Source organism: Pseudotabrizicola sediminis (genome assembly GCF_004745575.1).
In the GTDB taxonomy this organism is placed as follows: domain Bacteria; phylum Pseudomonadota; class Alphaproteobacteria; order Rhodobacterales; family Rhodobacteraceae; genus Pseudotabrizicola; species Pseudotabrizicola sediminis.
In genome coordinates, this window is sequence record NZ_RPEM01000004.1 from 178350 (window position 1) to 205255 (window position 26906).

At 62.9% G+C, this 26906-nt stretch carries 24 protein-coding genes and 2 pseudogenes; 13 read left to right on the forward strand and 13 right to left on the reverse strand.

All coding sequences use genetic code 11. The features are described from left to right. Window positions 1-70: 70 nt before the first annotated feature. From EEB11_RS07720 to EEB11_RS07740, 5 genes are all read right to left on the reverse strand, one after another. A complete protein-coding gene (locus EEB11_RS07720) occupies window positions 71-1438 on the reverse strand; it encodes a glutamine synthetase family protein (protein WP_135429935.1) in 1368 nt (455 codons plus the stop codon). Between the two features lie 92 nt (window positions 1439-1530). Then, window positions 1531-2583, reverse strand: coding sequence for a TRAP transporter substrate-binding protein (locus tag EEB11_RS07725; protein ID WP_135429937.1), 1053 nt, complete (start codon window positions 2581-2583; stop codon window positions 1531-1533). A 50-nt stretch (window positions 2584-2633) separates the two neighbouring features. Further along, a complete protein-coding gene (locus tag EEB11_RS07730; protein ID WP_135429939.1) occupies window positions 2634-3977 on the reverse strand; it encodes a TRAP transporter large permease in 1344 nt (447 codons plus the stop codon). Further along, window positions 3977-4483 carry a TRAP transporter small permease subunit gene (locus EEB11_RS07735; RefSeq protein WP_135429941.1) on the reverse strand — a complete coding sequence of 169 codons (507 nt, stop codon included), beginning with the start codon at window positions 4481-4483 and terminating at the stop codon, window positions 3977-3979. Before EEB11_RS07735 ends, EEB11_RS07730 begins: the two co-directional genes overlap by 1 nt. Before the next feature lie 3 nt (window positions 4484-4486). After that, window positions 4487-5254, reverse strand: coding sequence for an N-formylglutamate amidohydrolase (locus tag EEB11_RS07740; RefSeq protein WP_135429943.1), 768 nt, complete (start codon window positions 5252-5254; stop codon window positions 4487-4489). Window positions 5255-5432: 178 nt separating this feature from the next. On the opposite strand from EEB11_RS07740, the gene EEB11_RS07745 reads away from it, so the two are divergent. Continuing rightward, complete coding sequence (locus EEB11_RS07745; protein WP_135429945.1) at window positions 5433-6302, forward strand: MurR/RpiR family transcriptional regulator; 870 nt, start codon at window positions 5433-5435, stop codon at window positions 6300-6302. Window positions 6303-6339: 37 nt separating this feature from the next. Here EEB11_RS07745 and EEB11_RS07750 read toward each other — a convergent pair whose 3' ends face one another. From EEB11_RS07750 to EEB11_RS07775, 6 genes and pseudogenes are all read right to left on the reverse strand, one after another. Then, window positions 6340-6837 (reverse strand): copper chaperone PCu(A)C, encoded by a 498-nt coding sequence (locus EEB11_RS07750; protein ID WP_135429947.1) that lies wholly within the window; start codon window positions 6835-6837, stop codon window positions 6340-6342. A 72-nt stretch (window positions 6838-6909) separates the two neighbouring features. Next, on the reverse strand, window positions 6910-7263 hold the full coding sequence (locus EEB11_RS07755) for a hypothetical protein (RefSeq protein ID WP_135429949.1): 354 nt from the start codon (window positions 7261-7263) through the stop codon (window positions 6910-6912). 132 nt (window positions 7264-7395) lie between these two features. After that, window positions 7396-8283 carry a YghX family hydrolase gene (yghX, locus tag EEB11_RS07760; protein WP_135429951.1) on the reverse strand — a complete coding sequence of 296 codons (888 nt, stop codon included), beginning with the start codon at window positions 8281-8283 and terminating at the stop codon, window positions 7396-7398. 135 nt (window positions 8284-8418) lie between these two features. Further along, window positions 8419-9732: pseudogene (locus EEB11_RS07765) on the reverse strand (PstA family ABC transporter permease). Continuing rightward, window positions 9732-11114, reverse strand: coding sequence for a phosphate ABC transporter permease subunit PstC (gene pstC / locus EEB11_RS07770; RefSeq protein ID WP_135429953.1), 1383 nt, complete (start codon window positions 11112-11114; stop codon window positions 9732-9734). The pseudogene EEB11_RS07765 and the gene pstC overlap by 1 nt, the downstream one beginning before the upstream one ends. Window positions 11115-11195: 81 nt before the next feature. After that, a pseudogene (locus tag EEB11_RS07775) lies at window positions 11196-11903 on the reverse strand (substrate-binding domain-containing protein); the annotation flags it as partial. A gap of 176 nt (window positions 11904-12079) precedes the next feature. Between EEB11_RS07775 and EEB11_RS07780 the strand changes: the two are divergent. The 12 genes from EEB11_RS07780 (at window position 12080) to hutC (ending at window position 24702) form a co-directional block, all read left to right on the forward strand. Then, on the forward strand, window positions 12080-13135 hold the full coding sequence (locus EEB11_RS07780) for an ABC transporter ATP-binding protein (protein WP_135429957.1): 1056 nt from the start codon (window positions 12080-12082) through the stop codon (window positions 13133-13135). A gap of 4 nt (window positions 13136-13139) precedes the next feature. After that, the gene (locus EEB11_RS07785) at window positions 13140-14051 is read left to right on the forward strand and encodes an ABC transporter permease (protein ID WP_135429959.1); all 912 of its coding nucleotides are present in this window, start codon (window positions 13140-13142) and stop codon (window positions 14049-14051) included. Continuing rightward, the gene (locus tag EEB11_RS07790) at window positions 14044-14847 is read left to right on the forward strand and encodes an ABC transporter permease (RefSeq protein WP_135429961.1); all 804 of its coding nucleotides are present in this window, start codon (window positions 14044-14046) and stop codon (window positions 14845-14847) included. The genes EEB11_RS07785 and EEB11_RS07790 overlap by 8 nt, the downstream gene beginning before the upstream one ends. Before the next feature lie 19 nt (window positions 14848-14866). After that, entirely contained in the window at window positions 14867-15892 is a 1026-nt protein-coding gene (locus EEB11_RS07795; protein WP_135429963.1) for an extracellular solute-binding protein, read from the forward strand. 73 nt (window positions 15893-15965) lie between these two features. Continuing rightward, entirely contained in the window at window positions 15966-17384 is a 1419-nt protein-coding gene (locus EEB11_RS07800; RefSeq protein ID WP_135429965.1) for an amidase, read from the forward strand. 1 nt (window position 17385) lies between these two features. Beyond that, window positions 17386-19041: an amidohydrolase gene (locus tag EEB11_RS07805; protein WP_135429967.1), complete on the forward strand. Its 1656-nt coding sequence runs from the start codon at window positions 17386-17388 to the stop codon at window positions 19039-19041. A 240-nt stretch (window positions 19042-19281) separates the two neighbouring features. After that, window positions 19282-19695, forward strand: coding sequence for a RidA family protein (locus EEB11_RS07810; RefSeq protein WP_103335924.1), 414 nt, complete (start codon window positions 19282-19284; stop codon window positions 19693-19695). 4 nt (window positions 19696-19699) lie between these two features. After that, complete coding sequence (locus tag EEB11_RS07815; protein WP_135429968.1) at window positions 19700-20371, forward strand: DUF1028 domain-containing protein; 672 nt, start codon at window positions 19700-19702, stop codon at window positions 20369-20371. Between the two features lie 19 nt (window positions 20372-20390). After that, complete coding sequence (locus tag EEB11_RS07820; protein WP_135429969.1) at window positions 20391-21338, forward strand: LysR substrate-binding domain-containing protein; 948 nt, start codon at window positions 20391-20393, stop codon at window positions 21336-21338. A gap of 93 nt (window positions 21339-21431) precedes the next feature. Beyond that, window positions 21432-22667 (forward strand): flavin-containing monooxygenase, encoded by a 1236-nt coding sequence (locus tag EEB11_RS07825; protein ID WP_135429971.1) that lies wholly within the window; start codon window positions 21432-21434, stop codon window positions 22665-22667. Between the two features lie 121 nt (window positions 22668-22788). Further along, a complete protein-coding gene (locus tag EEB11_RS07830) occupies window positions 22789-23922 on the forward strand; it encodes an aromatic ring-hydroxylating oxygenase subunit alpha (protein ID WP_135429972.1) in 1134 nt (377 codons plus the stop codon). Between the two features lie 63 nt (window positions 23923-23985). Then, on the forward strand, window positions 23986-24702 hold the full coding sequence (gene hutC, locus EEB11_RS07835) for a histidine utilization transcriptional repressor HutC (protein WP_135429974.1): 717 nt from the start codon (window positions 23986-23988) through the stop codon (window positions 24700-24702). On the opposite strand, the gene EEB11_RS07840 is transcribed toward hutC, so the two are convergent. Beyond that, entirely contained in the window at window positions 24683-25213 is a 531-nt protein-coding gene (locus EEB11_RS07840; RefSeq protein WP_135429976.1) for a HutD/Ves family protein, read from the reverse strand. The genes hutC and EEB11_RS07840 overlap by 20 nt on opposite strands. Next, window positions 25210-26895, reverse strand: coding sequence for a urocanate hydratase (hutU, locus tag EEB11_RS07845; protein ID WP_135429978.1), 1686 nt, complete (start codon window positions 26893-26895; stop codon window positions 25210-25212). The genes EEB11_RS07840 and hutU overlap by 4 nt, the downstream gene beginning before the upstream one ends. Between the last annotated feature and the right edge of the window lie 11 nt (window positions 26896-26906).

The following is a 26906-nucleotide window of genomic DNA, read 5'->3' on the forward strand; positions in this document are numbered from 1 at the left end:
GTAGGGCGGGGTTCACCCCGCCTCTGTTGCAAGGGAATGGCGGGGTGAACCCCGCCCTACCTCAGTGTGTTCAGGCCCGCTCCAGCAGGCGCTGCAATTCGAAATCTGTCACCACACGGTCCGTTTCGGCAATCTCCCACCGGGCTGCGTGGGTGTAGTGGTCCACCACGTCATCGCCAAAAGCCGCACGCAGCATGGCCGAATCCTCCAGCAGATCCGCCGCCTCACGCAGGTTGTGTGGAATCTCCCGCAGACCCTTGGTGGTATACATGTCGCCCTTCATCTCAGGCTCCAGCTCCATCTTCCCCTCAATCCCTGCCAGACCGGCGGCCAGCAGCGCGGCACAGGCGAGGTAGGGGTTCACGTCGCTGCCGGGGATGCGGCACTCGACGCGCACGGCCTTGGTATGCGCGCCGCAAACGCGGAAGCCTGCTGTGCGATTGTCCGCGCTCCACACCGCTTTGGTGGGGGCGAACATGCCGATGGTGAAACGCTTGTAGCTGTTGACATAGGGCGCAAGGAAAGCAGTAATCTCCTGCGCATGGGCCAACTGACCGGCGACAAACTGCTTCATCGTCTCCGACATGCCATTGGCGTCATCGTGATCGTAGAACACCGGCTTGCCGTCTTTGGTCCAAAGGCTTTGGTGCACATGGGACGATGACCCCGCCTTGCGGTGGTCATACTTGGCCATGAAGGTCACCGATTTGCCCTTGGCATGGGCAATATCCTTTACCGCCTGCTTGACGACGATGTGGTTGTCGGCGGTATCCAGCGCGTCGGAATAGCGGTAATTCACCTCATGCTGGCCCGCGTCCGCCTCGCCCTTGGTGTTTTCCACGGGGATGCCCGCCGCATAGAGGCCATTGCGCACGTCGCGCATCATTCCCTCTTCCTTGGTGGTCTGGAAGATGTGGTAATCCTCGTTATAGCCCGAGATCGGTTTCAGCCGCGACAGACCGCCATCGCGCAAATCGTCATAGGCGTTCTCGAAGATGTAGAATTCCAGTTCGGTCGCCATCATCGGCTCGTACCCCATGGTACGGGCGCGGGCGACCTGACGTTTCAGGATGGCGCGGGGGCTGACGGTAATGTCGTGGGTGCCGGAGTGGTCCATAAGGTCAGCCAGCACCAGTGCAGTACCGGGCAACCATGGCAGCACACGCATGGTGTCCAGATCCGGCTTCATCATGTAGTCGCCGTAGCCCTGCTCCCACCCGGCGGATTTGTAGCCGGGAACGGTTGTCATCTCCATGTCGACGGCCAGCAGGTAGTTGCAGCAATGGGTTTCCTTGTATCCACCATCAAGGAAGAATGCCGCGTGAAAGCGTTTGCCCATCAGACGCCCCTGCATGTCGACAGCGGCGACCAGAACCGTGTCAACAGTGCCTGCGTCGACCAATTCGCGCAAAGCGTCCAGCGTAAGATTGCCCGGCATTGTCCCATCCCCATCGGTCAGTTTTTTGATCATATTCTTGCAAAGACGGGGGCGCAACGGCTGCGCCCCCTCCAGTTTCGCACGCGCAACAATCAGCCGTAGCGATACGGACGGCCGGCCTTTTTCTGTACCTCGTTGTATTCCTTGAAGATCGCCACAACCTTGGCCTTCACCTCGGATTCGGCGGCGATTTCATCCCAGAACGTCACTGCGGCGGCTTCGACCGTGGCCCATTCCTCATCGGGAATCGTGGTCAGCTGCAGCTTGCCGCCGTTCAGGCGCAGGTCGGCCTCACCCGCCCAGTACCAGTGCTGGCGGTAATAGTGTGACTGCTCGAAACAGGTGGCCAGCATTTCCTGCAAGTGCGGCGGCAGGGCATTCCATTTGTCCATATTGGCAAAGAAGTGACCAATCCACGCGCCCGAGATATTGTTGGTCAGGAAGTAGTTGGTCACGTTCGACCAGCCCACGGTGTAAACCTCGGTGATGCCGGACCACGCGATGCCGTCCAGCTCGCCCGTTTGTACCGCAACTTCGATGTCTTCCCATGGCAGGGTCACCGGCACAACGCCGAACTGGGTCAGAAAGCGGCCAGCGGTCGGGAAGGTGAAGATGCGCTTGCCCTGAAGGTCGGCCAGAGAGTTGATAGGATCCTTGGTCGAGAAATGGCACGGGTCCCATGCCCCCGCCGAGATGTGCTTGACGCCGACCTTGGCGTATTCCTCTTCCCAGATGGCTTTCAACCCGTATTTGTTGAACAACGCGGGCACATCGAGGCTGTAGCGCAGCGCCATCGGGAAATAGCCGCCGAACACGGTCACTTCGGTGGGCGAAGCCATGGAATCGTCATCCGATTGCACGCAGTCAATGGTGCCGCGCTGCATGGCCTGAAAAAGCTCGCCAGTGGGGACAAGCTGGTCGGCGTAGAACAGCTCAATTTCCATCTGGCCGACGGCCATGCGGTTGAAGGCGTCGATGGCGGGTTTCACCACCTCTTCGCCCAAAGCGGCCCCGGCATAGGTCTGCATGCGCCATTTGATCACGTCCTGCGCGCGGGTGACGGCGGGCGTGGCAAGGGTTGCCGCCCCTGCGCCCACGGCGAGGGTGGCGGATTTGGTCAGGAAGGAACGTCTGGATGTTGTCATCGGTGTTACCTCTTGTTGGTGGATGGGGCGGGTGCGGTTAGGTCCGCACCTCAGTTTCGATAGATCAGATGCGGCAGCCAAAGGGCGATCTGCGGAAAGGCCATGATCAGACCAAGTGTCACGATCATCACCCCGACAAACGGCGTGACCGAGCGGTAGATGTCGCCCATGGTGATTTCCTTTGGCGCGAAGGCCCGCATCAGGAACAGATTATACCCAAAAGGCGGCGTCAGGTAAGCAATCTGGCAGGTGATGGTATAAAGCACGCCATACCAGATCAGCACATCCTGACGCGGCAGGCCAAGGTCCAGCGTGGCCACCAGCGGCACATACAGCGGGGCCACGATGACCAACATCGCCGTGTCATCCAGAAACATTCCCATCAGCAGGAACGACAATTGCATCAGGATGAGGATGGTCCACGGCCCCATGTGCAGCCGGTCGACAAACAGCGCCTCCACCGCCTTGACTGCGCCCAGGCCATCGAACACCGCACCAAAGGACAGGGCGGCCAGGATCACCCACATGAACATGCAGGTGATGCCAAGTGTGTTGCGGGTGGCAACCTCGAACACCTGACGCGTGAAGGTGCCCTTGATCACGGCACCGATCACGGTAGCGGCCACCCCGATCACGCTGCTTTCAACAAGACTGGTCCAGCCATAGATGAACGGCAGCATCATCGCGCCAAAGATGATGAAGGGCAAAAGCCCCGCCCGCAGGCTGCGAAGCTTTTCGGCCAACGTGATCTGCGCGCGGTCTTCCACGCTCAGCGCAGGGCCAAGGTGCGGCTGAAAGCGGCAGCGCAGGGTGATGTACAGAATGAACATCGACGCCATCAGCAGGCCCGGCATCAGCCCCGCCAGCCACAGTTCCGACACCGGCGCACGGGCGATCATGGCATACAGCACCAGCACCACCGAGGGCGGGATCAGAATACCAAGGCTCGACCCGGCCTGAATAACGCCGGTCACCATGCGTTTGTCATAGCCACGCTTGAGCAGTTCCGGCAGCGCAATGGTGGAACCAATCGCCATGCCCGCCACCGACAGCCCGTTCATCGCGGATATCAGCACCATCAGCAGGATGGTTCCCACCGCCAGCCCGCCCCGCACCCGGCCGAACCACAGATAGAACATGCGGTACAGATCATCGGCCAGCCGCGATTCCGACATCACATAGCCCATGAACACAAACATCGGCAGGCTCAGCAGCGGATACCAGCGCATCAGCTTCATGGTGGCGGAAAAGCCCATCTGCTCGCCACCCTGCCCCCACAGCGCGATGGCCGCCACCACGGCGACAAAGCCGATGATCCCGAACACCCGCTGCCCTGTCATCATCATCAGCAGCATGGTCGAAAACATCAGGGCGGCAATCATCTCATAGGGCATCAGATGGTTTCCCCACGGATGGTGGCCACGTCATGGATCAGCGCGGCAAGAGCCTGCAGCAGCATAAGGGCAAAGCCGATGCACAGGATCACCTTGATCGGCCACAGATAGGGGCGCCATGCGGTCGGACTGCGTTCGTTGTACTGCAACGAATACATCGTCGAATCGACCGCGCCCCACAGCATGACGCCAAGGTAGAAGATCAGCGCCAGCACGGTGATCGCATCCCACCACGCCTGTCGCACTGGCGTTTGCTTGGCGTAAAACAGATCCATCCGCACATGGCTACCCATCTGCATGGCGTATGGCCCGCCCAGAACGAAATAGGCCACCATCACAAACTGCGCCATTTCCAGCGTCCAAAGCGACGGCGCGCCGGATGCCTTGCTGATCGTGGACCACATCAGAATGCCCATCAGTACGAACAACAGATACATCGCCATCCGGCCCACACCGTAATTCAGCCGGTCAACCAGCCGCACAAAGGCCAGAGCGAAACGTGGCATCGCTTAACCCTCCGCCATGGTGGCAAGTGCCTTTTGCAGCACCGGAGCCAGCTGGCTCGCCATCACCTCCACCTGCTGGGGCGTGGCAATCAGGTCATTGCGGATTTCCAGCATCGCATTGGCCAGCCCGTAAGGTGTGGCTTGCAAACGCAGGGTATGGGTCACGCCATCGGCGGCGGAATAGGGTTCATTCAGAGCACAGGCCAGACCGGTCATCGCCTGTGCCGCCGCCACAATCGCCCACGCCAGACGGGCATCGGCATCATGGATCACGCCAAACTCCACCGCGCGGGGCTGGCCATGGTAGACCGGGGTAAAGGAATGAACGGTGACCAGAACAGTCGCCTGCCCAAGGGCCAGCCGCCGCACAATCTCTGCATGCAAGCCTGTGTGAAACGGCAGATAGAGCGCCTCTGCCCGGTGCAGGCGGTCCTGCGCGGTCAGGCCCTTATTTCCGGGAATGTCATGCACCTCGGACCGGGCGGCCATGGCATCGGCACGGTCCGGGCCACGGTTCAGATCATAAATCAGCCGGCTGGCGGGGGCGTGCACCAGCGCAGCATCCAGCCTCGTAGCAAGGGCCCGTGACAGATCAAGCGCGCCGGGGTCCCACGCCACATGCGCACGGGTTTGTGTGTCGGTCAGGCCGAGGCATCCCCATGGCGCGGGAAAAGCGTTGCTTGCGTGTTCGCACACCAGCAGAATGGCCCCTGCGGCATCACGGTTTTCTACACGTGCTACAAAATCTGTCTGGGTGGACTGCAGGCTCATCAGTGACTCGGGGCCCCTCTTGTTGCCGTCAGGGTTCCTGATCCGATACGGTTCTGTCAAGAATTTTTCTTCTGCACAATTTCTGTTACAATCATTTCGGAAACCTAGCAGAGTGATTTGCAATCAACACTGTCACCCGCGCAAAGCGGGGCACAAAACTGGTAGGAAAGGCACGGATATGGACCTTCCCCTTGGCGTCGAAGACAGGATGCGCGCGGCGCTGCCCGATCTGACGCGCGCGGAACGCCAGGTGGCAACCCATATCCTGCGCCAGTATCCGGTGGCAGCGCTTGGTTCGATCACTGCTTTGGCCAAGGCGGCAGAAGTTTCCACCCCCACCGTGGTGCGCCTGTGCCAGAAGCTGGGCTATCGCGGCTACCCCGACTACCAATCTGCCCTGCGCAGCGAGGTGGGGGCGATGCTAGAATCGCCGCTGGTCAAGCACGACCGCTGGGCCGGGGGTGCGCCCGACACCCACATCCTGAACCGCTTTGCCGATGCGGTGGTCGCAAACCTGCAGGCCACGCTCAGCCAGATAAACCATGATGACTTTGATGCGGTGGCCAACCTGCTGGCCGACCCGTCGCGCCGGATCTTTGCCATGGGCGGGCGCATCACGCATGCCCATGCCGATTACCTTGTCTCGCTGATGAAGGTGGTCCGGCCCGAGGTGACACTTCTGTCGGACATGTCAAACACCTGGCCCCCCGCCCTACTGGACATGAAGCCGGGGGATGTTCTGGTGGCCTTCGACATCCGGCGCTATGAAAACTCGGTCCTGCAACTGGTGGAACTGGCGGTGGAACAGGGGGCCGAGGTGGTGGTAATCACCGACCGCTGGGTCAGCCCCGCCGCCGCCCACGCCCGACACGCCCTGACCGCGCATATCGAGGCCCCCTCGGCATGGGATTCCACCGTGTCGATTCTGGTACTGGTCGAAACGCTGCTGGCCGGTGTGCAAAGCCGGACATGGGGCGAAACCGAAGGCCGGATGAAGCGGCTGGAAACGCTGTATGACCGGTCACGGTTCTTCCGGCGTTACCGCTGATGAACCCGTGGCGCGCAGACGCCACGGGCTTTTGGCTTCAGTGCCCCATGGCGGAATGATCAGCGCCATCTGACGGATCGACGCTGAACTCCACCTCGACCCGGCCCGCATGTTCAAAGATCAGCGTGGCAGGCACCATCCGACCTTCAGTCATTGGCTCGGTCAGGCCCATGAGCATGATGTGCATGCCGCCACGCTCCAGCAGAATGGTCTCGCCTGCGGGGATGTCGATGGCATCGACATGCATCATCCGGGCCACGCCATCGGCGCTGTGTTCGGTGGTGTGCATCTCGGAGTGGTGGACCGAGGGCACTTCGATGCCGATCAGGCGGTCCGCAGTCGTGCCCGCATTTGCGATGCCCATATAGCCCGCCGCCGATTTGGCCGAAGGTGCCGGGGCAAGGATATTGGGATGGATGATTTCCAGATCACCGGCGGTGACGCCATGCGCCTGTGCGCCGGTTGCCAGGGCAAGCGCTGCACAAGCTGCCAGAAGCAGGGTTTTGGGGCGGGTCAGAGAGAAACGAAAATTCATGATGTTTGCCTTTTGGCGTAAGCGCGGCACCTTGCCGGCTGTCAGGACTGGATGGAATTCAGACAGACAGGATCAGGCCAGAGGCGGCGCACGCGGCGCGCGGGCAGGGTCATGAACGGAAGCCACGGTTTTCCGTTCGCGCGGGGCAAACACGGCCGCAACCACCCGCACATCCGCCGGGCGCAGCACACAAGCGACCCCCGGGATCAGCACCGGCCCGGGCGGCGTGCAGGCAAGACAAGGCGCAGCCGATGCCGCCTGCCCGGAACCGGACGGGGCGCAAAGATCGGCGATGGCGAAGCCGGACAGCAGAAACGCCTCAACCTGCGCATCCTGCTGCATCGGCGCGCGATGACCCAAGCCAGCACCTGCAAGACTGATCGCCAGAAAAGCGATCAGAGCAATGCACCGCAGCCGTGTGATCAAGGACGCAACCATGCGAAATCAGATGCCGCAGTTCGCACCGAAACACAACGGGTCACTCTGTCGCCATCGACAGCACAAGAAGCGTCCCGCGCCCCTGCCGCCGGGGCAGCGCTTGTCACACAGGACAGCGCATCAGACCAGATACCGCGCAAACCAGTCCAATGTACGGTCCCAGGCCAGCTTGGCCGCCGCTTCATCATAGCGCGGGGTCGAATCGTTGTGGAACCCATGGTTCGCCCCCGGATAGATATGCGCCTCATAGGTCTTTCCGGCCTGCTGCAAGGCGGCTTCATAGGCCGGCCAGCCCTCATTGATGCGCGTGTCAAGTTCGGCAAAATGCAGCAGGATCGGCGCAGTGATCTTTGGCGCATCTTCCGCCGCAGCCTGACGCCCGTAAAACGGAACAGCGCAGGCCAGTTCCGGATAGGCGACCGCTGCGGCATTCGCGACACCGCCGCCATAGCAGAACCCGGTGATCCCGACCTTGCCGGTCGTCGCGTCATGAGTCATCAGAAAATCGATGGCCGCGAAAAAGTCGTTCATCAGCTTTTCCGGATCGACTTGGGCCTGCAATTCACGCCCCTTTTCATCATTTCCGGGGTAGCCGCCGACCGATGACAACCCGTCCGGGGCCAGTGCGATGTATCCGGCTTTGGCCACACGGCGGGCCACATCCTCGATGTAAGGGTTCAGACCCCGGTTTTCATGGACCACGACCACCGCAGCCACCTTACCGGTCGCCGCCACAGGCCGCACCAGATAGCCGCGCACCTCGCCATGGCCATTGGGCGAAGGATAGGTGATGTAATCGGCGACGATGTCCGGGTCGGTAAAGGCAACCTGCTGGGCCAGCGCATAGTTGGGCGAGATCGCCGACAGCAGCGCCATTGCAGTTACGCCACCGACGGTGAAGCGCCCTGCCCGATCCAGAAACTCACGCTTCGTGATCTTGCCATGGGCGTAGAAATCGTAAAGCTCCAGCAGATCAGGGTGAAAATCCTTGGCCGTTAATCTGGTCATGCCGGTCTCCAATTTGATCATTGCTTCTACAAAAGTAGGCCGGAACCGCGCCCAGACCATGCTCACAAATGCGAGAGGGGCCCGCCTTTCGGCAAGCCCCCCTGTTTACCACGTGCGCATTTCTAAAGACCGGGCTTACCAGCGCCGCTCGAACCGGCGGCGCAAGAGGATCGCCGCGACATTCATGACCACAAGGAAAGCCAGAAGCACGATGATCGCACCGGATGACCGCTCGATGAAGGCCGGATCGAGGACACCGCCCTCCAATGCGCTGGCCGGATAGTTGGTCACGAAGGCGACCATGCCGATCAGCAGCAACGGACCCGTTTCTCCAAGCGCCGAGGCAAGACCGAGGATCGTCCCGGTCAGGATGCCGGGCGCGGCCAAAGGCAGGACATGGTGGAACACCATCTGCATCTTGGAAGCACCGACACCGAGTGCGGCGTCGCGGATCGAAGGCGGTACGGCCCGAATGGCGGACCGTGTCGCGATGATGATCGTCGGCAATGTCATCAGCGTGAGGACAAGTGCCCCCACCAATGGGGCTGACGAAGGCAATCCGGCAAAGTTGATGAAGACCGCAAGGCCCAGGATGCCGTAAACAATTGACGGCACGGCCGCCAGGTTCGAAATATTCACCTCGACGAGGTCGGTGAACCAGTTCTTTGCCGCGAACTCTTCAAGATAGATCGAGGCACCCACTCCAAGAGGCAAGGTGAATATGAACACCAGAAACATCATGTAGAGAGTGCCCAGAAGCGCCACTCCCAGTCCTGCAGCCTCGGAACGCAGGTCTGATGCGTCCGGCGCAGTGATGAAGCGCCAGTTGAAGCGGGTTTCCATAATTCAGGCGTCGACCATCGCGTCGGCCAAATCCAGCTGAAGAACCGTCACGTTCGAGTCCCGCGCCGCAATGTCACGGTCCACGCGCCCCTTCAGATACCCGTCGATCCGACCCGTGGCGAGGGCCACGAAGGTGATGGTCTGGCCGACCAACGATGGATCCGCCAGAACCATATCGCGCAGGCGTGCCGGAGCAACCTTGGAGATCATGTCGGCGATTTCTTTTTCGGAGCTGCCATCGACCGAAATGTTCCGGTCGGTCATGTACTGCACCAGCGAGGCTCCAAGGACGCGCCCGTATCCGACCGTCGTAACCTTTGACATCTCGGCGAGATCACGATTGCCGGACTTGTCAACGACAGTCGCGTCGATGGTGACCGGGAAGGTGATCTTTGCCTGAACAAAGGCCGATGAACCGTCGCGAAAGATCGTGAACAGCATGATCGCAAGGGTGGTTAGCGCGATACTTACCGCGATAAGCCCGTAAATGCGAAACCGCTTTTCAGCTGCGTTGCGGCGCCGGGTGCGAGGGGTATCCGCCATAAGAGAGCTTGTGGTCCGCATCGGAGGCACACCGCTGTCGGGGGATTGAGATATGTCGGTCATTAGTCGTACTGCTCCCGGTATTTGCGCACGAACCACAGGGCGAAGATGTTCAGCCCCAGCGTCAAGAAAAACAGCGTGATGCCAAGCGCAAAGGCGACGAGCGTTTCGGGCGAGTCAAAGGCAAGGTCACCCGTCAACTGGCTGACGATCTTGACAGTGATGGTCGTCATTGCTTCGAACGGGTTCAGCCCCAGCTTGGCGGCCGCCCCTGCCCCCATGACCACAATCATCGTCTCGCCGATGGCACGACTTGCAGCCAGCAGCACCGCGCCGACAATCCCCGGCAAAGCGGCGGGCAACACAACCTGACGGATCGTTTCAGATTGGGTCGCGCCAAGACCATAAGACCCTTCGCGCAGGGAATTGGGCACCGAGTTGATGATGTCATCCGCCAAGGACGAGATGAACGGCGTGTTCAATATTCCGATGACCAGACCGGCCGTCATCACGGACGAGCCGGAATTGCCAAGCCCCGTCGGCACGGCGATAAAGTCGCGCAAGAACGGGCCAACCGTCACGAGGGCAAAGAGGCCGAAGACAACCGTCGGGATGCCGGCGATCACCTCGATCAGCGGCTTGATCACGTTGCGCACGCGCTGGGGTGCATATTCGGCAGTGTAGATTGCCGTGAACAGGCCAAGCGGCACTGACACCAGCATCGAGACAAAGCTGATGTAAAGCGTACCCCAGAGCAAGGGCAACAGGCCAAGGTCAGACCCGCCGCGGAACTGCGGGTTCCAGACAGTGCCGAAGTAGAACTGCGAAATCGGGTATTGACTGAAAAACCGGATCGACTCTGACAGCAGCGACAAGACGATGCCAACGGTTGTCAGAATGGCAACCGTGGCCGCTGCCATGAACACCCACAGGATGAACTGCTCAGTCACATTACGGGCGCGGAAGTCGCGCGTGGTGCGCATGATTGCGAACGCGAAACCGGCAAGCGCAGCGAGGATGACCGTGATGCTCATCGCGACGGCACCATAGGTTTGCGCGATACGATAAGACTTGGCGGCTTCAAAAACCTCGGCATTGATGTCACTGCCCAGAGCGACACCGACCTGAGCAAGTCGTCCGCGGACATCGGTCACGTCTGCACGCAGCTCACTCAGTTTCGCGGCGGTTGCATCAGCGGCGACATCTGGTCCCAGCTGCCCGATGACACGCGCATCGATCATGGGGCCCTGGATCAAAAGCCAGAGGACCATCAACAGAAATGCCGGAACGGCGGTGAAAAGAAAAGCTGCCTGTCCGTAATAGGACGGCAGCGAATGCAGGGCTCGCGCATTTCCACCGGCGCTTTTCAAGGCGCGTGCGCGCGCCACGATGAAGCCAATGACCGAAATGACCAGGACGATCAGGGAAAGAAGGCCGACACTCATGGCAAAACCGCTTTCAGGAAACGCCTGCGGGCGAAAGGACTGAGAGAGCGCGAAATCGCGCTCTCTCGGTTTTTCGGTCGATTACTCGATCGGAGCCATCGGCGTGCCGGCAGCGACCATTGCCTGAGTCGCGGCCAGTTCCGGGTCGGACACCAGGCCATAGGCGGCCAGCGGGCCATCCGGGCCTGCCATGTCATCCGACACGCAGAAGTCAACGTATTCCTGCAGGCCGGGGATCACACCCAGATGCGCCTTCTTGATGTAGAAATACAGTGGGCGCGACACAGGATAGTCACCAGCAGCGATCGACTCGGTGGTCGGGACCACGCCTGCCATGGTGGCAACGCGCAGCTTGTCGGTGTTGTTCTGGTAGAACGTCAGACCAAACACACCGATGCCGTTCTTGTTGGCGTCAACACGGGCCAGAGTTTCGGTGTAGCCGCCGTCGATGTCGACCGACAGGCCGTCGGTGCGCAGCGCCATGCAGCCTTCTTCAGCAGCATCTTCGTCGCCGTTTGCAGCAGCCTTCAGCGCCTCGAACGTGCCGTTGTCTTCGCAACCCTGCAGGATCACCTTTTCATCGAACACTTCACGAGTGCCGTGCTTGGTACCCGGAACGAAAACCAGGATGTCCTGTGCGGGCAGTGCGGGGTTCACATCTGCCCAGGTCTTGGCAGTGTTGTCGACCAGAGCGCCGTCCTTGAGAACCTTGGCAGCCAGCGCAGCATGGATGTCAGCCTGCGTGTAGGCGAATTCCGGGCCAGTGATGTCCGAAGCGAAGACGATGCCACTGCCCTAGCGCGCCAGCGGCCCTAGGTGCGCGCCGTGGTGATCATCCGTTTCTGGTCGGCAGATTGTGCAGTCGTTGCCCTGAATCTTACATTCGGCACGCGGCGGTAAAGGTTTTGCTTGCCCCATCGCGCAACCAACGATCAAATTGATCAAAATATGAGGGAGCGAGTCACTTGACCCAAAAGGTGGCGATCACCGCACAGAACATCATCAAGGCCTTTGGTCAGGGAGCCACCGCGCTGCGGGCACTGGATGATGTATCGGTAGACATCGCGACCGGAGAGTTCTTTACGCTGCTGGGCCCATCGGGCTGTGGGAAGACCACGCTTTTACGGCTGATCGCAGGGTTTGAAATGCCAACGGCAGGCAAGATCCTGATCGACGGTGCCGATGTGACCGAAATGCCGCCCAATCGCCGCCCGGTGAATACGGTCTTCCAGTCATATGCGTTATTCCCGCATCTGACCGTGGCCGAAAACATAGGCTTTGGCCTAAAAATGCAGGGCAGGCCACAGGCCGAGGTCAAGGCGACCACGGCCGAAATGCTGGCACTGGTCAAGCTTGACGCGATGGCCGACCGCAAGACCAGCCAGCTTTCCGGCGGCCAGCAACAGCGCGTGGCGCTTGCGCGGGCCTTGGCCCCCCGGCCAAAGGTGCTGCTGCTGGACGAACCGCTGTCGGCACTGGACCTCAAGCTGCGCAAGGAAATGCAGGTCGAGCTGAAACGCCTGCAGCTTGAAACCGGGATCACCTTTGTGTTTGTCACCCATGATCAGGAAGAAGCCCTGACCATGAGCGACCGGATCGCGGTGATGAGTGCGGGCAAGGTCCAGCAGGTCGGTGCCCCGCGTGACATCTACACCCGCCCGGTCAACCGCTTCGTTGCCAGCTTCATCGGAGAGACCAATTTCCTGCCGGTGACTGCAACGCAGCAAGGCGCGCGGCTGAGCACCGGTGATGTGATTGCCGCTGAAGGGCAGGGCACCGTGCTGATCGTGCGGCCCGAACAGTTGCGCCTTGGCCCGGCAGGGGTCGGGGCCGGCCTTGCCGCTACAGTGACCGGGGTGGTGTATTTCGGCACTGACATTCACGTCAATCTTGCGCTTTCAGACGGCACCAGCCTGACAGCACGCGTCCCCAGCCCGGTGGATGGCGGCGCGGATTTCACCACTGGTCAGCCAGTCGCCGTGACCTTTCAGCCGGGCGCTGCCCGCCTGATCCGGGAATAGCGCCATGAGCCCCGCTGAACAAAGCCAGCGCAGAAAATCCACCCGCAACGGATGGCTTTTGTCTGCTCCGGCGCTGACGCTGCTGTTCCTTGCGGCATCGGGCCCGCTTTTGATCGTGCTGGTCTATTCCTTTCTGACCCCCGGCCAATATGGCAATGTGGTGTGGGAGTTCAGTCTGGACGGTTGGGTCGGCATCCTGTTCACCCGCGATATCTTTGACGGCACAACGAACCTGGCGGACGCGCATCTGACGATCTTCTGGCGGTCGGTCAAACTGTCGCTGATGACCACCGCGCTGACCTTTGCACTCGGCTTTCCGACCGCGTGGTTCATCGCCACAAGGCCCCCGGCGCAGCGCGCGATGTGGCTGTTTCTGATCACCATCCCGTTCTGGACCAACCTTTTGATCCGCACCTTTGCGATCAATGAGGTGATCCGCAACGAAGGGTTGATGAACACGGTGCTGATCGGCGCGGGGCTGATTTCCGAACCGATCCGCATCATCAACACAGACACGGCCGTGTTCATCGGCATGGCCTATGTCTACCTGCCGCTGATGGTGCTGCCGCTGTTCGCGGCCATCGACCGGTTCGACATGAAGCTGCTGGAGGCGGGATATGACCTCTATGCCAGCCGGTTGCAGGTCTTGCGCCATGTCATCCTGCCCATCGTGAAGCCCGGCATCATCGCGGGGTCGATCCTTGTATTTGTCCCCTCGCTTGGGGCCTATGTCACGCCGCGCGTTCTGGGCGGTGGCAAGAACATGATGATCGGAAACTTCATTGAGTTGCAGTTCGGTCAAGGTCGCAACTGGCCGCTGGGGGCGGCGCTGTCGATGGCGCTGCTCCTTATCGTGATGGCGGCGCTGCTGATCTATGTCCGCGCCAGCACCAAGGGGAACAATCCGCATGGCTGAACGCAGCTTCGAGGTGTCCCGCCTGCCCGGCTTTGCCACCGTGGCCATTGTGGTCTTTGTGCTGCTGTACCTGCCGATCCTGACGCTGGTGGTGTTCTCGTTCAACTCCGGCCCCTCCGTTGCAGTCTGGGAGGGCTGGTCACTGCATTGGTATGCTGATGCGTGGAACAATGAAGCCGTGAAAGGTGCCACCGCCCGGTCGCTGATCATCGCCACCTGTGCCAGCGCGCTTGCCACCACCGTGGCCACCATGGCCGCGCTTGGCACCACCCGGCGGGCGGCTTTTGGCGGCCAGACCTTCATCTATGTGGTGATCAACCAGCCGCTGATGGTGCCCGAAATCGTGACGGCTGTGGCGCTGCTGATCCTGTTCGGGGTGGTCAAGCAGGCCACCGGCTATCAGGGGCTGGCGTATCTGATCCTCGCCCATGCCGCGTTCTGCACGCCCTTTGCCTACCTGCCCATCCGCGCGCGGCTGGAAGGGATGGACCTGAGCCTCGAAACCGCCGCCGCTGATCTTTACGCCAACCCGTGGCAGACCTTCCGCCATGTCACCTTGCCGCTGCTGGCCCCCGGCATTGCTGCCGGGGCGATGCTGGCCTTTGTCATCTCTCTGGATGACGTGGTGATCACCGAATTCGTGAAGTCGGCCGGGCAGGATACCCTGCCCACCTACATGCTGGGCCAGATGCGACGCGCCATCACGCCCGAGGTCAATGCCATCTCGACCGCCCTTCTGGGGCTGACCGTGGTACTCTTGACCTTGTTCTTCATTCTGACGCGCAAAAAAAACTGAACCAACCGGGAGACGACAGATGAAATGCACGCTGACAGCCTTGGCCTTTCTGGCCGCCACCACCTCTTTGGCGCAGGCCGAAGGGGTTCTGAACCTGTATAACTGGGGCAATTACACCGGCCCCGATCTGCTGGCCAAGTTCGAGGCGGAGACCGGGATCAAGGTCACCGTCACCGACTACGACAGCAACGACACAGCATTGGCCAAGATCGAGGCCGGGGGCCATGGCTTTGATCTGGTGGTGCCATCCACCAATTATGTGCCGATCTTTGTCGAAAAGGGGCTGGCGGTTGAGCTGGACCTGACCAAGCTGCCCAACCACACCAATATCGCGCCGGAATGGATGGATGTGGCCTGGGACCAGGGCCGCACCCATTCGATCCCATGGCAGTGGGGGTCGATCGGCCTGTCGGTCAACACCGCCGTTTACACCGGCGACATCAACACGTCGTCGATCTTTCTGGATGTGCCCGATGAGCTGAAAGGCAAGATCAATGTCGTCCCCGAGATGACCGATGTGGTCAACCTTGCGGTGATGTATGTGGGTGGCGAGCCCTGCACCGAAGACACCGAAGTGCTGAAAAAGGCCCGCGACGTGCTGCTGGCGGCCAAGCCGCACTGGATCAGCATGGATTACGGTGCCACCGAAAAGCTGTCGAACAACGACTGGGCGGCCTCGGTGAACTGGAACGGATCGTCCATGCGCGCGCGTCTGGCGAATGACACCGTGGCGCATGGCTACCCCAAGGAAGGCTACCCGATCTTCATGGATTCGGTGATGCTGCTGGCCGACGCCCGCAATGTCGATCAGGCCTATACGTTCATGAACTTCATCATGGAGCCGGAGAACGCCGCGATGATCTCGGCATTCGCCCGCTATAACAACGGCATCGCCGGGTCTGATGCGTTCATGCCCGAAGACATGAAAGCCGCCCCCGAAGTGGTGACGCCGGATGAGCACAAGGCAGCGGGCACGTTCCTGCCCACCTGCTCGCCCACCGCGCAGCAGTATATGGCCGCCATCTGGACCGAACTTATGAAGTAAGCGGTTTTGACAGTCGTTGGGGGGCTGATCGCCCCCCACACCCACAAGAGTATTTTCCAAAGGTGAAAGCAGCATGGAGCTGTGGGAGCAGTCTGCAAGCGATCTGTCGCGGATGATTGCCGCGCGAAGCGTGGCCCCGTCTGAAGTGATGGCAGCCTGTCTGGCGCGGATTGCGGACGTGAACCCGCAGGTGAATGCCGTGGTGTCGCTGCGCGATGCCGATACGCTGATGGCCGAGGCGCGGGCGGCGGATGATCAGCCGCCAAAGGGCTGGCTGCACGGCCTGCCGCTGGCGGTGAAGGATCTGTGCGCAACCAAGGGCTTGCGCACCACCTGGGGCAGCCCGCTGTTTGCCGATCACGTGCCGCAGGCCGATGATCTGCTGGCCGCACGGATGCGGGCCGCGGGCGCGATCTTCATCGGCAAGACCAACACGCCCGAATGGGGGCATGGCAGCCATTCGTTCAACCCGGTGTTCGGGGCCACCCGCAACCCCTATGACCTGAGCCGCACGGCGGGCGGGTCATCCGGCGGGGCGGCAGCGGCGCTTGCCGCGCGGATGGTGCCGGTGGCCGATGGCAGCGACATGATGGGGTCGTTGCGCAACCCGGCCGGGTTTTGCAACGTCTATGGCTTCCGGCCCAGTTGGGGTCTGGTGCCTGGCGATGCCGATGGCGATACCTTTCTGGCCACGCTGGCCACCGAAGGCCCGATGGGCCGCACGGTGGAGGATGTGGCCCGCCTGTTGCAGGTGCAGGCCGGGCCAAACCCGGAAGTGCCCTTCGCCTTGCCGGTGCAGGATTATGCCGCAGGGCTTGAGCGTGCAAGCCTGCGCGGCAAGCGCATTGCATGGTTGGCCGACTGGGGCGGGGCCTATGCGATGGAGCAGGGGATTCTGCCGCTGTGCGAGACGGCGCTGCGGATGTTTACCGATCAGGGGGCCGAGGTCGAGGCGATTGCCCCGCCCTTCCCCGCGGGGAAATTGTGGCACAGTTGGACCACCCTGCGCGCCATGCTGAACGCAGGCCGGATGAAGGCGCTGTACGACGACCCGGCCAAACGGGCGCAGTTGAAGCCCGAGACTGTTTGGGAAATTGAACAGGGTCAGGGCCTTACCGCGCAGGCGGTGTTCGACGCCTCCACCATCCGCAGCCGCTATTACGCCCATATGGCGCCGCTTTTCACCCGGTTCGATGCCATCGCGCTGCCCACGGCGCAGGTCTGGCCCTTTCCGGTTGGCTGGCGCTGGCCGCAAGAGATCAACGGCCACACGATGGACACCTATCACCGCTGGATGGAGGTGGTGATCCCGGTCAGCCTGATCGGTCTGCCCGCGCTATCGGTGCCTGTGGGCTTTGGCGCGGGTGGCCTGCCCATGGGGATGCAACTGGCGGGGCCTGTGGGGGCAGATGCCGCCATTCTGGCGATGGGGCAGGCCTATCACACTGCCACCGACTGGCCGGGCAAGCGCCCGCCAAACCTTGAGGACTGACATGACAGCCGACCTGATTGTGACCAATGCCCGCGTCCTGACGATGGACGCCTTCCACCCCCGCGCCGAGGCGGTGGCCACCGCGGCGGGGCGCATACTGGCCGTTGGCAAGCGTGCCGACGTGGAGGCGCTGGCGGGGCCGGACACGCAAGTCATTGATGGCAAAGGGCGCACGGTGTTGCCCGGCTTTGTCGAAAGCCACCTGCATCTGGTGCTGGGCGGGGCGGAGCTTGGGCATCTGCATGTGTCCGGCCTGCATGGGATGGAGGCCTTGCGCGATGCGTTCCGCCGCTTTGGCGCGGCACACCCCGACCGCCCGCTGCTGATGGCGCAGGGTGCGGATTATGCCATGCTGGATCATCCGGTGACACGCCACGATCTGGACGCCATCCTGCCCGACCGCCCCATCGCCATGACGTCGCATGACCATCACACGGTCTGGGCCAACACCGCCGCCCTGCGGGCGGCGGGCATCCTGCACGGGATGGACACCCCGCATGGGCATGAGGTGGTGATGGGTGCCGATGGTACGGCCACCGGAGAACTGCTTGAATTTGAAGCCTTTGCGCCGGTGATCGCCTTGGGCGGCGAGGCGCGGCTGAACCTGGGGATCGCGACCGGCGAGGAGCCGTCGCCCTGGCCCGATGCGGCGGAGCGGGCGATTGACAAGGCCAAGATCGAGGCTGGTCTGCGGCACTGCGCGGCGCAGGGCATCACCAGCATGGTGAACATGGATGGCAACCGCTATACGCTTGAATTGCTGAGGGAAATGCAAGCCGAGGGGCGGCTGACCGCGCGGGTCAAGGTGCCCTTCCACTTCAAGCCGCACATGGACCTGTCGGCGCTGGACCGAGCCGAGGACATGACGCGGGACTTCAACGATGACTGGCTGCAATCTGGCTTTGTGAAGATGTTCATGGATGGGGTGGTGGACAGCCGCACCGCCTTTATGCTGCGCGACTATCCCGACCAGCCGGGGCATCGGTCTGAGCCTTTGTTTTCGCAGGATAAATTTTACCAGATTGCGACCGAGATCGACCGGAGGGGGTTGCAGATCGCGGTGCATGCCATCGGTGACGGGGCGGTGAGGACCACGATTGATGGGTATGAGGCGGCTCAAAAAGCCAATGGGCGCCGCGACAGCCGGCACCGGATCGAGCATATCGAGTTGATCGACGCCAGCGACATCCCCCGGCTTGGCGCGCTTGGCATTACCGCCAGCCTGCAACCGCCGCACCCGCCGGGGGCGATGGATTTCCCTTTGATGCCGACGCTGGACCGGATCGGGCGGGCACGGTGGAAGGATGCCTATCTGTGGAAAACCCTTGCAGATCAGGGGGCTGCGCTGGCCTTTGCCAGTGACTGGCCGGTAACCGATGTGTCGGTGATGCGCGGGATGCAGGCAGCTTTGACCCGTGTGCCCTATGAAGGGTGTGCCGATGAACGGGTAGGGCTGATGGCCAGCTTGCACGCCTACACCGCAGGCGGGGCATGGGCGGCGCATCGCGAGCACCTGGTCGGGCGGCTGGTGCCCGGCATGGCGGCGGATCTGGTGATGATTGACGGCGATGTGGAGGCGACCCCGCCCGAGGCCATGGGCACAACCGGCATCGCGCTGACGATTTGCGGCGGGCGGATCACGCATCAGGCGATGTGACGGCAAGGGTCTGAAAAGGCTTGAAATTTTCGGTATGGTTTGGGTCTGATCCGCGTCTGGTTTGTGTATGGTTTACGTCATGACGTTTGTGCGCAAACGAGGATCTTTCGCTTACCGGTCTGCCCTGCCCCGATTAGGATATGCCTACGCAACGTGATGCCAGACCATGCTTTTGCTTTAGCCAAAACCGGCGCATGCTGACGCAAGCGTCTGATCCGCCCTTCACGCACCGAGGTTTTCATGGCCCATACCCGCCACCGCAAGTTCAACACCAAGGACACATACCCAGAACAGAAGCTGGACAATGATCTGGCGCAGGCTGTGGTGGCGCGGGGGCGCATGGTGTTCCTGCGCGGCCAGTGCCCGCAGGACTTGGACACCGCGCAAAACATAGGCAGCCATGACCCGGTGGAGCAGACCCACAAGGTGATGCAGAACATCCGGCAGCTGCTGGAAGAGGTTGGCGGCAGCATGGAGCATCTGTGCAAGGTGGTGGTTTACCTTACGGACGTGCGCCACCGCGAGGCGGTGTACCGCACCATGGGGGAATACATAAAGGACGTGCATCCGGTGTCCACCGGCGTGGTCGTCACCGCGCTGGCCCGGCCGGACTGGCTGGTGGAGATCGACGGCACTGCCGTCATTCCGGACTAGGGCCATGACATTTTCGCTGATTGCCCGTTGTGCGCGGACCGGCCAGTTCGGCATGGTGATCGCCTCATCCTCTCCAGCCGTGGCGGCGCGCTGTGCGCATGTGCGGGCGGGTGTGGGGGCGGTGGCGAGCCAGAACGTGACCGACCCGGGCCTGGGGCCGTTGCTGCTGGACCAGATGCAGGCGGGCTTGTCTGCGCCGGACGCGCTGGCACAGGTGACGGCGGGGCGGGCGCATATTGATTACCGGCAGTTGCTGGTGATTGACGCTCAGGGCCGGACGGCTGTTCATTCGGGCAAGCAGGTTCTGGGGGTGTGGGGTGAGGCTGCGGGCATGGAATGTGCGGCGGGGGGCAATCTGCTGGCCGATGACGCGGTTCCCGCAGCCATGGTTGCCGCCTTTGAATCGGCCAGCGGCGCTTTGGGCGACCGGCTGATGGCGTCGCTGGAGGCGGGGCTGGCTGCGGGGGGCGAGGCGGGGCCGGTGCATTCTGCCGGGCTGACGCTGGCCGACCGGCTGGCATGGCCATTGGCCGATCTGCGGATCGACTGGGCCGATGACCCGATCGGTATGTTGCGCGCGGCGTGGGAGGTGTATCATCCGCAGATGCAGGCTTACGCACAGCGTGCGACGGACCCGAGCGCTGCCCCCAGCTATGGCGTGCCCGGCGATGAATGATCCCGTCTGAAAGGCCAAGATGCCCCTGCGCTTTACCCTTCGGCAGCTGGAATACCTTGTCGCGGTGGGCGAGGCCGGGTCGATTGCGGTGGCGGCAGAGCGGGTGAGCGTGTCGTCGCCGTCGATTTCGGCCGCGATTGCCCATCTGGAGCAGGAATTCGGGTTGCAGCTGTTTGTCCGCCGCCATGCGCAGGGATTGACGCTGACCAGCCCGGGCCGTCAGATTTTCGACCACGCGCGGCAGGTTCTGGCGCAAGCGGGGCAGTTGAACGATCTGGCGGGCAGCATCACCCAGACCGTGCAGGGGCGGCTGCATGTCGGCGGGCTGATCACTTTTGCACAGGTGATCCTGCCGCAACTGCGCCGCAGCTTTACCGCGTTGCACCCGCAGGTAGAGTTTCACCAGTCCGAAGGTGACCAGTCTGACCTGTATGACGGGTTGCGCAATGCCACGCTGGATGCGGCCCTGGGCTATGATCTCGACAGTCCTGCCGATCTGGAGTTTGTGCCGCTGGCCAGCCTGACGCCCTATGCCGTGCTGGCGGCCAGCCATCCGCTTGCGGGGCAGGACAGCCTGACGCCGCAGGATCTGGCACCGCATCCGATGGTGCTGCTGGACCTGCCGCTGTCGGCCGATTACTTTCTGTCATGCTTTCACGCCGCCGGGGTGAGGCCGCGCATCGTGGAGCGCACCCGTGACATGGGGGTGATGCACAGCCTTGTCGGGCAGGGCTTTGGCTATTCCATCGCCAATATCCGCCCGTGGTCGGACCGGTCGCCCGATGGGCAGCCGTTGCGCTTTGTGCCACTTGCGGGCGCGGTGCGCCCGATGCGGCTGGGGCTGATCCTGCCGGTGGGGGCGCGGTCGTCGCTGACGCTGCGGGCCTTTGTCGGCCATTGCCAGGGCCAGCTGACACCGGAAAAGGTGCGCAGTCTGAGCCCGTCGATTGATCCGGGGTCCGGTTAGGCTGCGCCTTGGCAAGGCTGAGACAGATCATCGTTTTGCCAAAGCAAGGGAGGGATTACAGCTTTCACGGACCCGTCAGCGAAAGGACGCCCGATGAGCCCTGAGACAATTCCCACATTGGTGATCGGCGGCGGTCAGGCGGGGATTGCCACCTCTGCCCATCTGGCGCAGCACGGCGTGCCGCATCTGGTGCTGGAGCGCGCCCGGATTGCCGAGCGCTGGCGGTCGGAGCGGTGGGACTCGCTGGTTGCCAATGGCCCCGCGTGGCATGACCGGTTTCCGGCGATGGAGTTTGAGGGTCTGGACCCCGATGCCTTTGCCGGCAAGGACCGGGTGGCCGATTACTTCGAGGCCTTTGCGGCGCGGATCAAGGCGCCGGTCCGCTGCGGGGTGGAGGTGGTGGCGCTGCACCGCCTGCCCTCGGGCGCGTTCCGCGCCGAAACCAGGGATGGTGTGATCGAGGCAGAGCAGGTGGTGGTCGCCACCGGCCCGTTCCAGAAACCGCTGATCCCAGCCATGGTTCCGGCGCAGGCGGGGCTGATGCAGCTGCATTCCAGTGCCTACAAGAACCCCGCTCAGCTTCCAAAAGGCGCGGTGCTGGTGGTGGGCGCGGGGTCATCGGGCGCGCAGATTGCCGAGGAATTGCAGCGCTCGGGGCGTCAGGTTTACCTGTCGGTCGGCCCGCATGACCGCCCGCCCCGCCGCTATCGCGGGCAGGATTTTGTCTGGTGGCTGGGGAAGCTGGGGAAATGGGACGCCAAGGCCAAGGAACCGGGCACCGAGCATGTGACGATTGCCGTCAGCGGGGCCTATGGCGGGCAGACGATGGATTTCCGCAGGCTGGCCACGCAGGGGGTGGTGCTGCTGGGCCGCGCCAATGGCTTTGCGGAGGGGGCTGTGACGGTCAGTGCCGACCTTGCGCAGAACATCGCGCGGGGGGATGCGAATTATCTGTCGGTGCTGGATGAGGCGGATGCCTATGCCGCCGCCCATGGGCTTGATTTTCCCGAAGACCCGGAGGCACGCATCTTTGCGCCGCTGCCGGGCTGCGTGACGCAACCTGTGCTGTCGCTTGATCTGGCGGCGCATGGCATCACCAGCATCCTCTGGGCCACCGGATTTGCGCTGGATTACGGCTGGATCAAGATAGATGCATTTGACCCGCAGGGCCGCCCGCTGCACAGCGAGGGCGTGTCGCAGGTGCCGGGGCTGTATTTCGTGGGGCTGCCATGGCTGTCGTGCCGGGGGTCGGCGTTCATCTGGGGGGCGTGGCGCGATGCGGAACGGCTGGCGGCCCATATTGCCGCGCGGGTGCGTGCAGATGCCTGAGCGGCGGGCACTGCATGAGGTATTGCGCAGAATTGCCTGCGGCCCGGCCACATCGGGCTTGCCCGCCCCGCGATCCTTCCGCATCCTGACGCGGTAACCCTACGGCAGACGGAGGTGTCTGATGACCCGCCACGACTTGAAGCTGACCCCCCTTGCCGAATTGCGCGCCAATGTGGCGCAACCGTTCGAGCGTGCAACCGCGATGCCGAAATCGGTCTATACCTCGCCCGACTTTGCCGCGCTGGAGGAACAGCACATCTTTGCTGCCGAGTGGCTGTGCGCCGGGCGGGCCGATGCTTTGCCCAACCCCGGTGATTACCTGACCATGGAAATCTCGGGCGAGCCGATCATCATTCTGCGCGACCGGGATGGCACGCTGCGGGGCCTGTCCAACGTGTGCCGCCACCGGATGAGCACGCTGCTGGAAGGGCGGGGCAATACGCGGGCGATTGTCTGCCCCTATCATGCCTGGACCTATAACCTTGACGGCACGTTGCGCGGTGCGCCTGCGATGACGCTGAATGAGGGGTTCTGCAAGGACCAGATCGCGCTGCCGAAGGTGCGGGTCGAGACCTGGCTGGGTTGGATCATGGTGACCCTGAACCCGGATGCGGCCCCGCCTGCCGAGGTGCTGATGGATGTTGAGAACCTCGTCGGGTATCTCGATATGGGAAACTATGTGGAGGCGTTCCGCGAGGAGTTCCACTGGAACACCAACTGGAAGGTGCTGGCCGAGAATTTCATGGAAAGCTACCATCTGCCGGTCTGCCACCACGACACCATCGGCGGCACGGTGGACCTACTCAAGATGACATGCCCCGAAGGCTTTCCGGCCTTTAACTACCATTACATCGTCAAGAACGACTCGCTGCCGCTGACGCTGGCGCATCCGTCGAACACCACGCTGGTGGGCGAGGAGCGGCGGATTACATGGCTGTTGTCGGTTTATCCGGCGCTGCTGATTACCCTGACGCCGGGGTATTTCTGGTATCTGTGCCTAACGCCAGACGGGCCGGGCAAGGTGCGCGTGCTGTTTGGCGGCGGGCTTGCCCCCGACTGGGCCGCCGACCCCGAGGCACCCGCGCATTTCGCGGCGCTGAAGGCGCTGCTGGATGATGTGAATGTCGAGGACAAGGGTTGTGTGGAACGGGTTTATCGCGGCCTGTGTGCGCAGATGTCCGTTCCCGGTGCGCTGAGCCATCTGGAGCGGCCGAATTTCGAGTTTGCCACCTATATCGCCGGTAAGATGCCCTGACCCATCTGCTTGTTCCCCCTGCCCCGCGTGTCTAGGTTGGACCCAGACCAGAGCGAGGGCCTTGTGGACAGCCGCACCACCCATCACGACCGCATTCTGGCGGAGTTGCGCGACCGGATTACCGGCGGCGACTGGCCGCCCGGGTTTCAACTGCCGTTTGAAACCCAGCTTGCGCAGCAGCAGGGCGTGTCGCGGATGACGATGAACAAGGTGCTGGGGCAGCTGACGCGCGAAGGGTTTCTGGTGCGGCGCAAGAAGCTGGGCACCTTTGTGGCGCAGCCGATGGCGCAGGCGGCGGTGATGGCGATTACCGATATCGAGGCCGAGGTGCGGGCGCTGGGACTTGAGTGGCGCTTTGCGCTGAGCTTGCGCGAGTTGCGTGCGCCCCGCCCCGATGAGGCACAGGCGGCGCGAACCGACAGCGCAGCGCCGGTGCTGGCGTTGCAGGGGGTGCATTACGCGGGGGATCAGCCGTTCTGTCATGAGGCGCGGATCATCAATCCGGTCAGCGCGCCCGCAGCACTTGCGCAGGACTTTCGCACCATTGCCCCCGGCCAGTGGCTGCTGCGCGAAATTCCGTGGACATCGGCCGACCACCGCATCCGCGCGCTGAACGCGCCCGCGGCGATGGCGCGCGCGCTGGCGCTGCCGGTGGGGGAGGCCTGCCTGGAAGTCACCCGCCGCACGGAAAGCGCCGGGCAATGGGTGACGCTGGTGAGTCAGACCTACCCCGGCACACGGCACCAGCTGGTCAGCCGGTTCACCCCCGAGGCGCGCTAGGCAGGTGAACGGCGATGGCGGGGGTGCCTGTCAGCGCCGCCACCAGATTAGGGTCTGCATGGTCCAGATCCACCAGATCAAGCCGCGCCAGACCGGCGGCGGGGGCCAGCAGCAGGGCAAAGCGGGCATCTGGTGCCAACGGGCCGGTGGTGACCTGTGCCTGCAAGGGGCGGCGGGTCATCACGTTGAAATCGAGCAGAGGCGGGCCGACAAGGTGCGCGGTGCAGGGGGTATCGCCCGCGAAGGCGAAGGGCGGGCTGCCGGGGGCAAGGGGGTGGTCTGTGCCGTCGAGCGTCAGGACCATTGCGCCGCCTTCGATCACGGTTAGCACCCGGTTCACGCCGGGGAAGGCCGAGAACGGGCCGGAGGCCGCGACGCGCGCCGTGCTGAGCCGCAGGGTGAAGTCGTCGATGCCGGCCCCTTCGGGCCAGCACAGGATTTCTGCCGTTTCGCCGCCGCCGTTCTTCCACGGGCGGAAGGTGCGGGCGGCGGCGGGGTAGTGGCCGGTCACAGGATGCCCGGCAGGCGCAAGCCGTGCTTTGCCGCAGAGTCATGCGCGATGTCGTAGCCTGCATCGGCATGGCGCATCACGCCGGTGGCGGGGTCGTTCCACAGCACGCGTTCCAGCCGTTTGGCGGCTTCATCGGTGCCGTCGGCCACGATGACCACACCGGCATGCTGGCTGAAGCCCATGCCGACGCCGCCGCCGTGGTGGATCGACACCCATGTGGCCCCGCCCGCCACGTTGAGCATGGCGTTCAGAAGCGGCCAATCGCTGACAGCATCTGATCCATCCTTCATGGCCTCGGTCTCGCGGTTTGGCGAGGCAACCGAACCGGAGTCCAGATGGTCACGGCCGATGACCACGGGGGCTTTCAACTCGCCCGACCGCACCATATCGTTCAGCATCAGCCCGGCGCGGTGACGCTCGCCAAGGCCGATCCAAGCGATGCGGGCGGGCATGCCTTGGAACGCGATGCGGTCCGCCGCCATGTCAAGCCAGCGGTGCAGGTGGGCGTTGTCGGGGAACAGCCGCTTCATCGCGGCGTCGGTCTTGTAGATATCCTCGGGGTCGCCCGACAGCGCCACCCAGCGGAAGGGGCCGATGCCGCGGCAGAACAGCGGGCGGATGTAGGCGGGGACGAAGCCGGGGAAGGCGAAGGCGTTTTCCAGCCCCTCCTCTTTCGCGACCTGCCGGATGTTGTTGCCGTAATCCAGCGTCGGCACGCCTGCGTTCCAGAAGCCCACCATCGCCGCCACATGATCGCGCATTGACGCGCGGGCGGCCTTTTCCACCTCTGCCGGATGGGTTTCGCGCTTGGCCTGCCATTCGGCGACGGTCCAGCCGCGTGGCAGATAGCCGTTGAGCGGGTCATGGGCAGAGGTCTGGTCGGTGACGATATCGGGGCGGGTGTTGGGCATCGGTTCGCCTGCTTGCATGCGGCGGTAGATTTCGGGGAAGATGTCTGCGGCATTGCCGATCAAGGCGACGGATTTCGCCTCGCCCGCCTTTGTCCATTGGTCGATCAGCGCCAATGCTTCATCCAGTGTATGCGCCTTGGCGTCGCAATAGCGGGTGCGGATGCGGAAATCGGCGCGGGTCTCGTCGCATTCGACGGCAAGGCAGCAGGCCCCGGCCATCACCGCCGCAAGGGGCTGCGCGCCGCCCATGCCGCCCAAGCCTGCGGTCAGAATCCAGCGACCTTTCAGGCTGCCGTCGTAATGCTGGCGCCCGGCTTCGGCGAAGGTCTCATAGGTGCCCTGCACGATGCCTTGGGTGCCGATGTAGATCCACGACCCCGCGGTCATCTGACCGTACATCATCAGGCCCTTGCGGTCCAACTCGTGAAAATGCGCCCAGGTGGCCCAATGCGGCACCAGGTTGGAATTGGCGATCAGCACGCGCGGGGCGTCGGTGTGGGTGCGGAAGATGCCGACGGGCTTGCCCGATTGCACCAGCAGGGTTTCGTCCGCTTCCAGATCGCGCAGGGCGGCGCAGATGCGGTCGAAATCCTCCCACGTGCGGGCGGCGCGGCCGATGCCGCCGTAGACCACCAGTTCGTGCGGGTTTTCGGCAACATCGGGGTGCAGGTTGTTCATCAGCATGCGCAGGGCGGCTTCGGTGAGCCAGCTTTTGCAGGTGATGTCGGTGCCGGTGGCAGGGTAGATGTCGCGGGTGTTGTGGCGGGTCATGGGGGGCCTCT

Coding starts and splice junctions, on each gene's coding strand:
- EEB11_RS07745 (WP_135429945.1), top strand. CDS start 5,433: ATGGACCTTCCCCTTGGCGTCGAAGACAGGATGCGCGCGGCGCTGCCC.
- yghX (WP_135429951.1), bottom strand. CDS start 8,283: ATGACCAGATTAACGGCCAAGGATTTTCACCCTGATCTGCTGGAGCTT.
- EEB11_RS07825 (WP_135429971.1), top strand. CDS start 21,432: ATGAGCCCTGAGACAATTCCCACATTGGTGATCGGCGGCGGTCAGGCG.
- EEB11_RS07795 (WP_135429963.1), top strand. CDS start 14,867: ATGAAATGCACGCTGACAGCCTTGGCCTTTCTGGCCGCCACCACCTCT.
- EEB11_RS07740 (WP_135429943.1), bottom strand. CDS start 5,254: ATGAGCCTGCAGTCCACCCAGACAGATTTTGTAGCACGTGTAGAAAAC.
- hutU (WP_135429978.1), bottom strand. CDS start 26,895: ATGACCCGCCACAACACCCGCGACATCTACCCTGCCACCGGCACCGAC.
- EEB11_RS07790 (WP_135429961.1), top strand. CDS start 14,044: ATGGCTGAACGCAGCTTCGAGGTGTCCCGCCTGCCCGGCTTTGCCACC.
- EEB11_RS07730 (WP_135429939.1), bottom strand. CDS start 3,977: ATGCCCTATGAGATGATTGCCGCCCTGATGTTTTCGACCATGCTGCTG.
- EEB11_RS07750 (WP_135429947.1), bottom strand. CDS start 6,837: ATGAATTTTCGTTTCTCTCTGACCCGCCCCAAAACCCTGCTTCTGGCA.
- EEB11_RS07830 (WP_135429972.1), top strand. CDS start 22,789: ATGACCCGCCACGACTTGAAGCTGACCCCCCTTGCCGAATTGCGCGCC.
- EEB11_RS07785 (WP_135429959.1), top strand. CDS start 13,140: ATGAGCCCCGCTGAACAAAGCCAGCGCAGAAAATCCACCCGCAACGGA.
- EEB11_RS07735 (WP_135429941.1), bottom strand. CDS start 4,483: ATGCCACGTTTCGCTCTGGCCTTTGTGCGGCTGGTTGACCGGCTGAAT.
- EEB11_RS07820 (WP_135429969.1), top strand. CDS start 20,391: ATGCCCCTGCGCTTTACCCTTCGGCAGCTGGAATACCTTGTCGCGGTG.
- EEB11_RS07800 (WP_135429965.1), top strand. CDS start 15,966: ATGGAGCTGTGGGAGCAGTCTGCAAGCGATCTGTCGCGGATGATTGCC.
- EEB11_RS07810 (WP_103335924.1), top strand. CDS start 19,282: ATGGCCCATACCCGCCACCGCAAGTTCAACACCAAGGACACATACCCA.
- EEB11_RS07805 (WP_135429967.1), top strand. CDS start 17,386: ATGACAGCCGACCTGATTGTGACCAATGCCCGCGTCCTGACGATGGAC.
- EEB11_RS07815 (WP_135429968.1), top strand. CDS start 19,700: ATGACATTTTCGCTGATTGCCCGTTGTGCGCGGACCGGCCAGTTCGGC.
- EEB11_RS07720 (WP_135429935.1), bottom strand. CDS start 1,438: ATGCCGGGCAATCTTACGCTGGACGCTTTGCGCGAATTGGTCGACGCA.
- pstC (WP_135429953.1), bottom strand. CDS start 11,114: ATGAGTGTCGGCCTTCTTTCCCTGATCGTCCTGGTCATTTCGGTCATT.
- EEB11_RS07725 (WP_135429937.1), bottom strand. CDS start 2,583: ATGACAACATCCAGACGTTCCTTCCTGACCAAATCCGCCACCCTCGCC.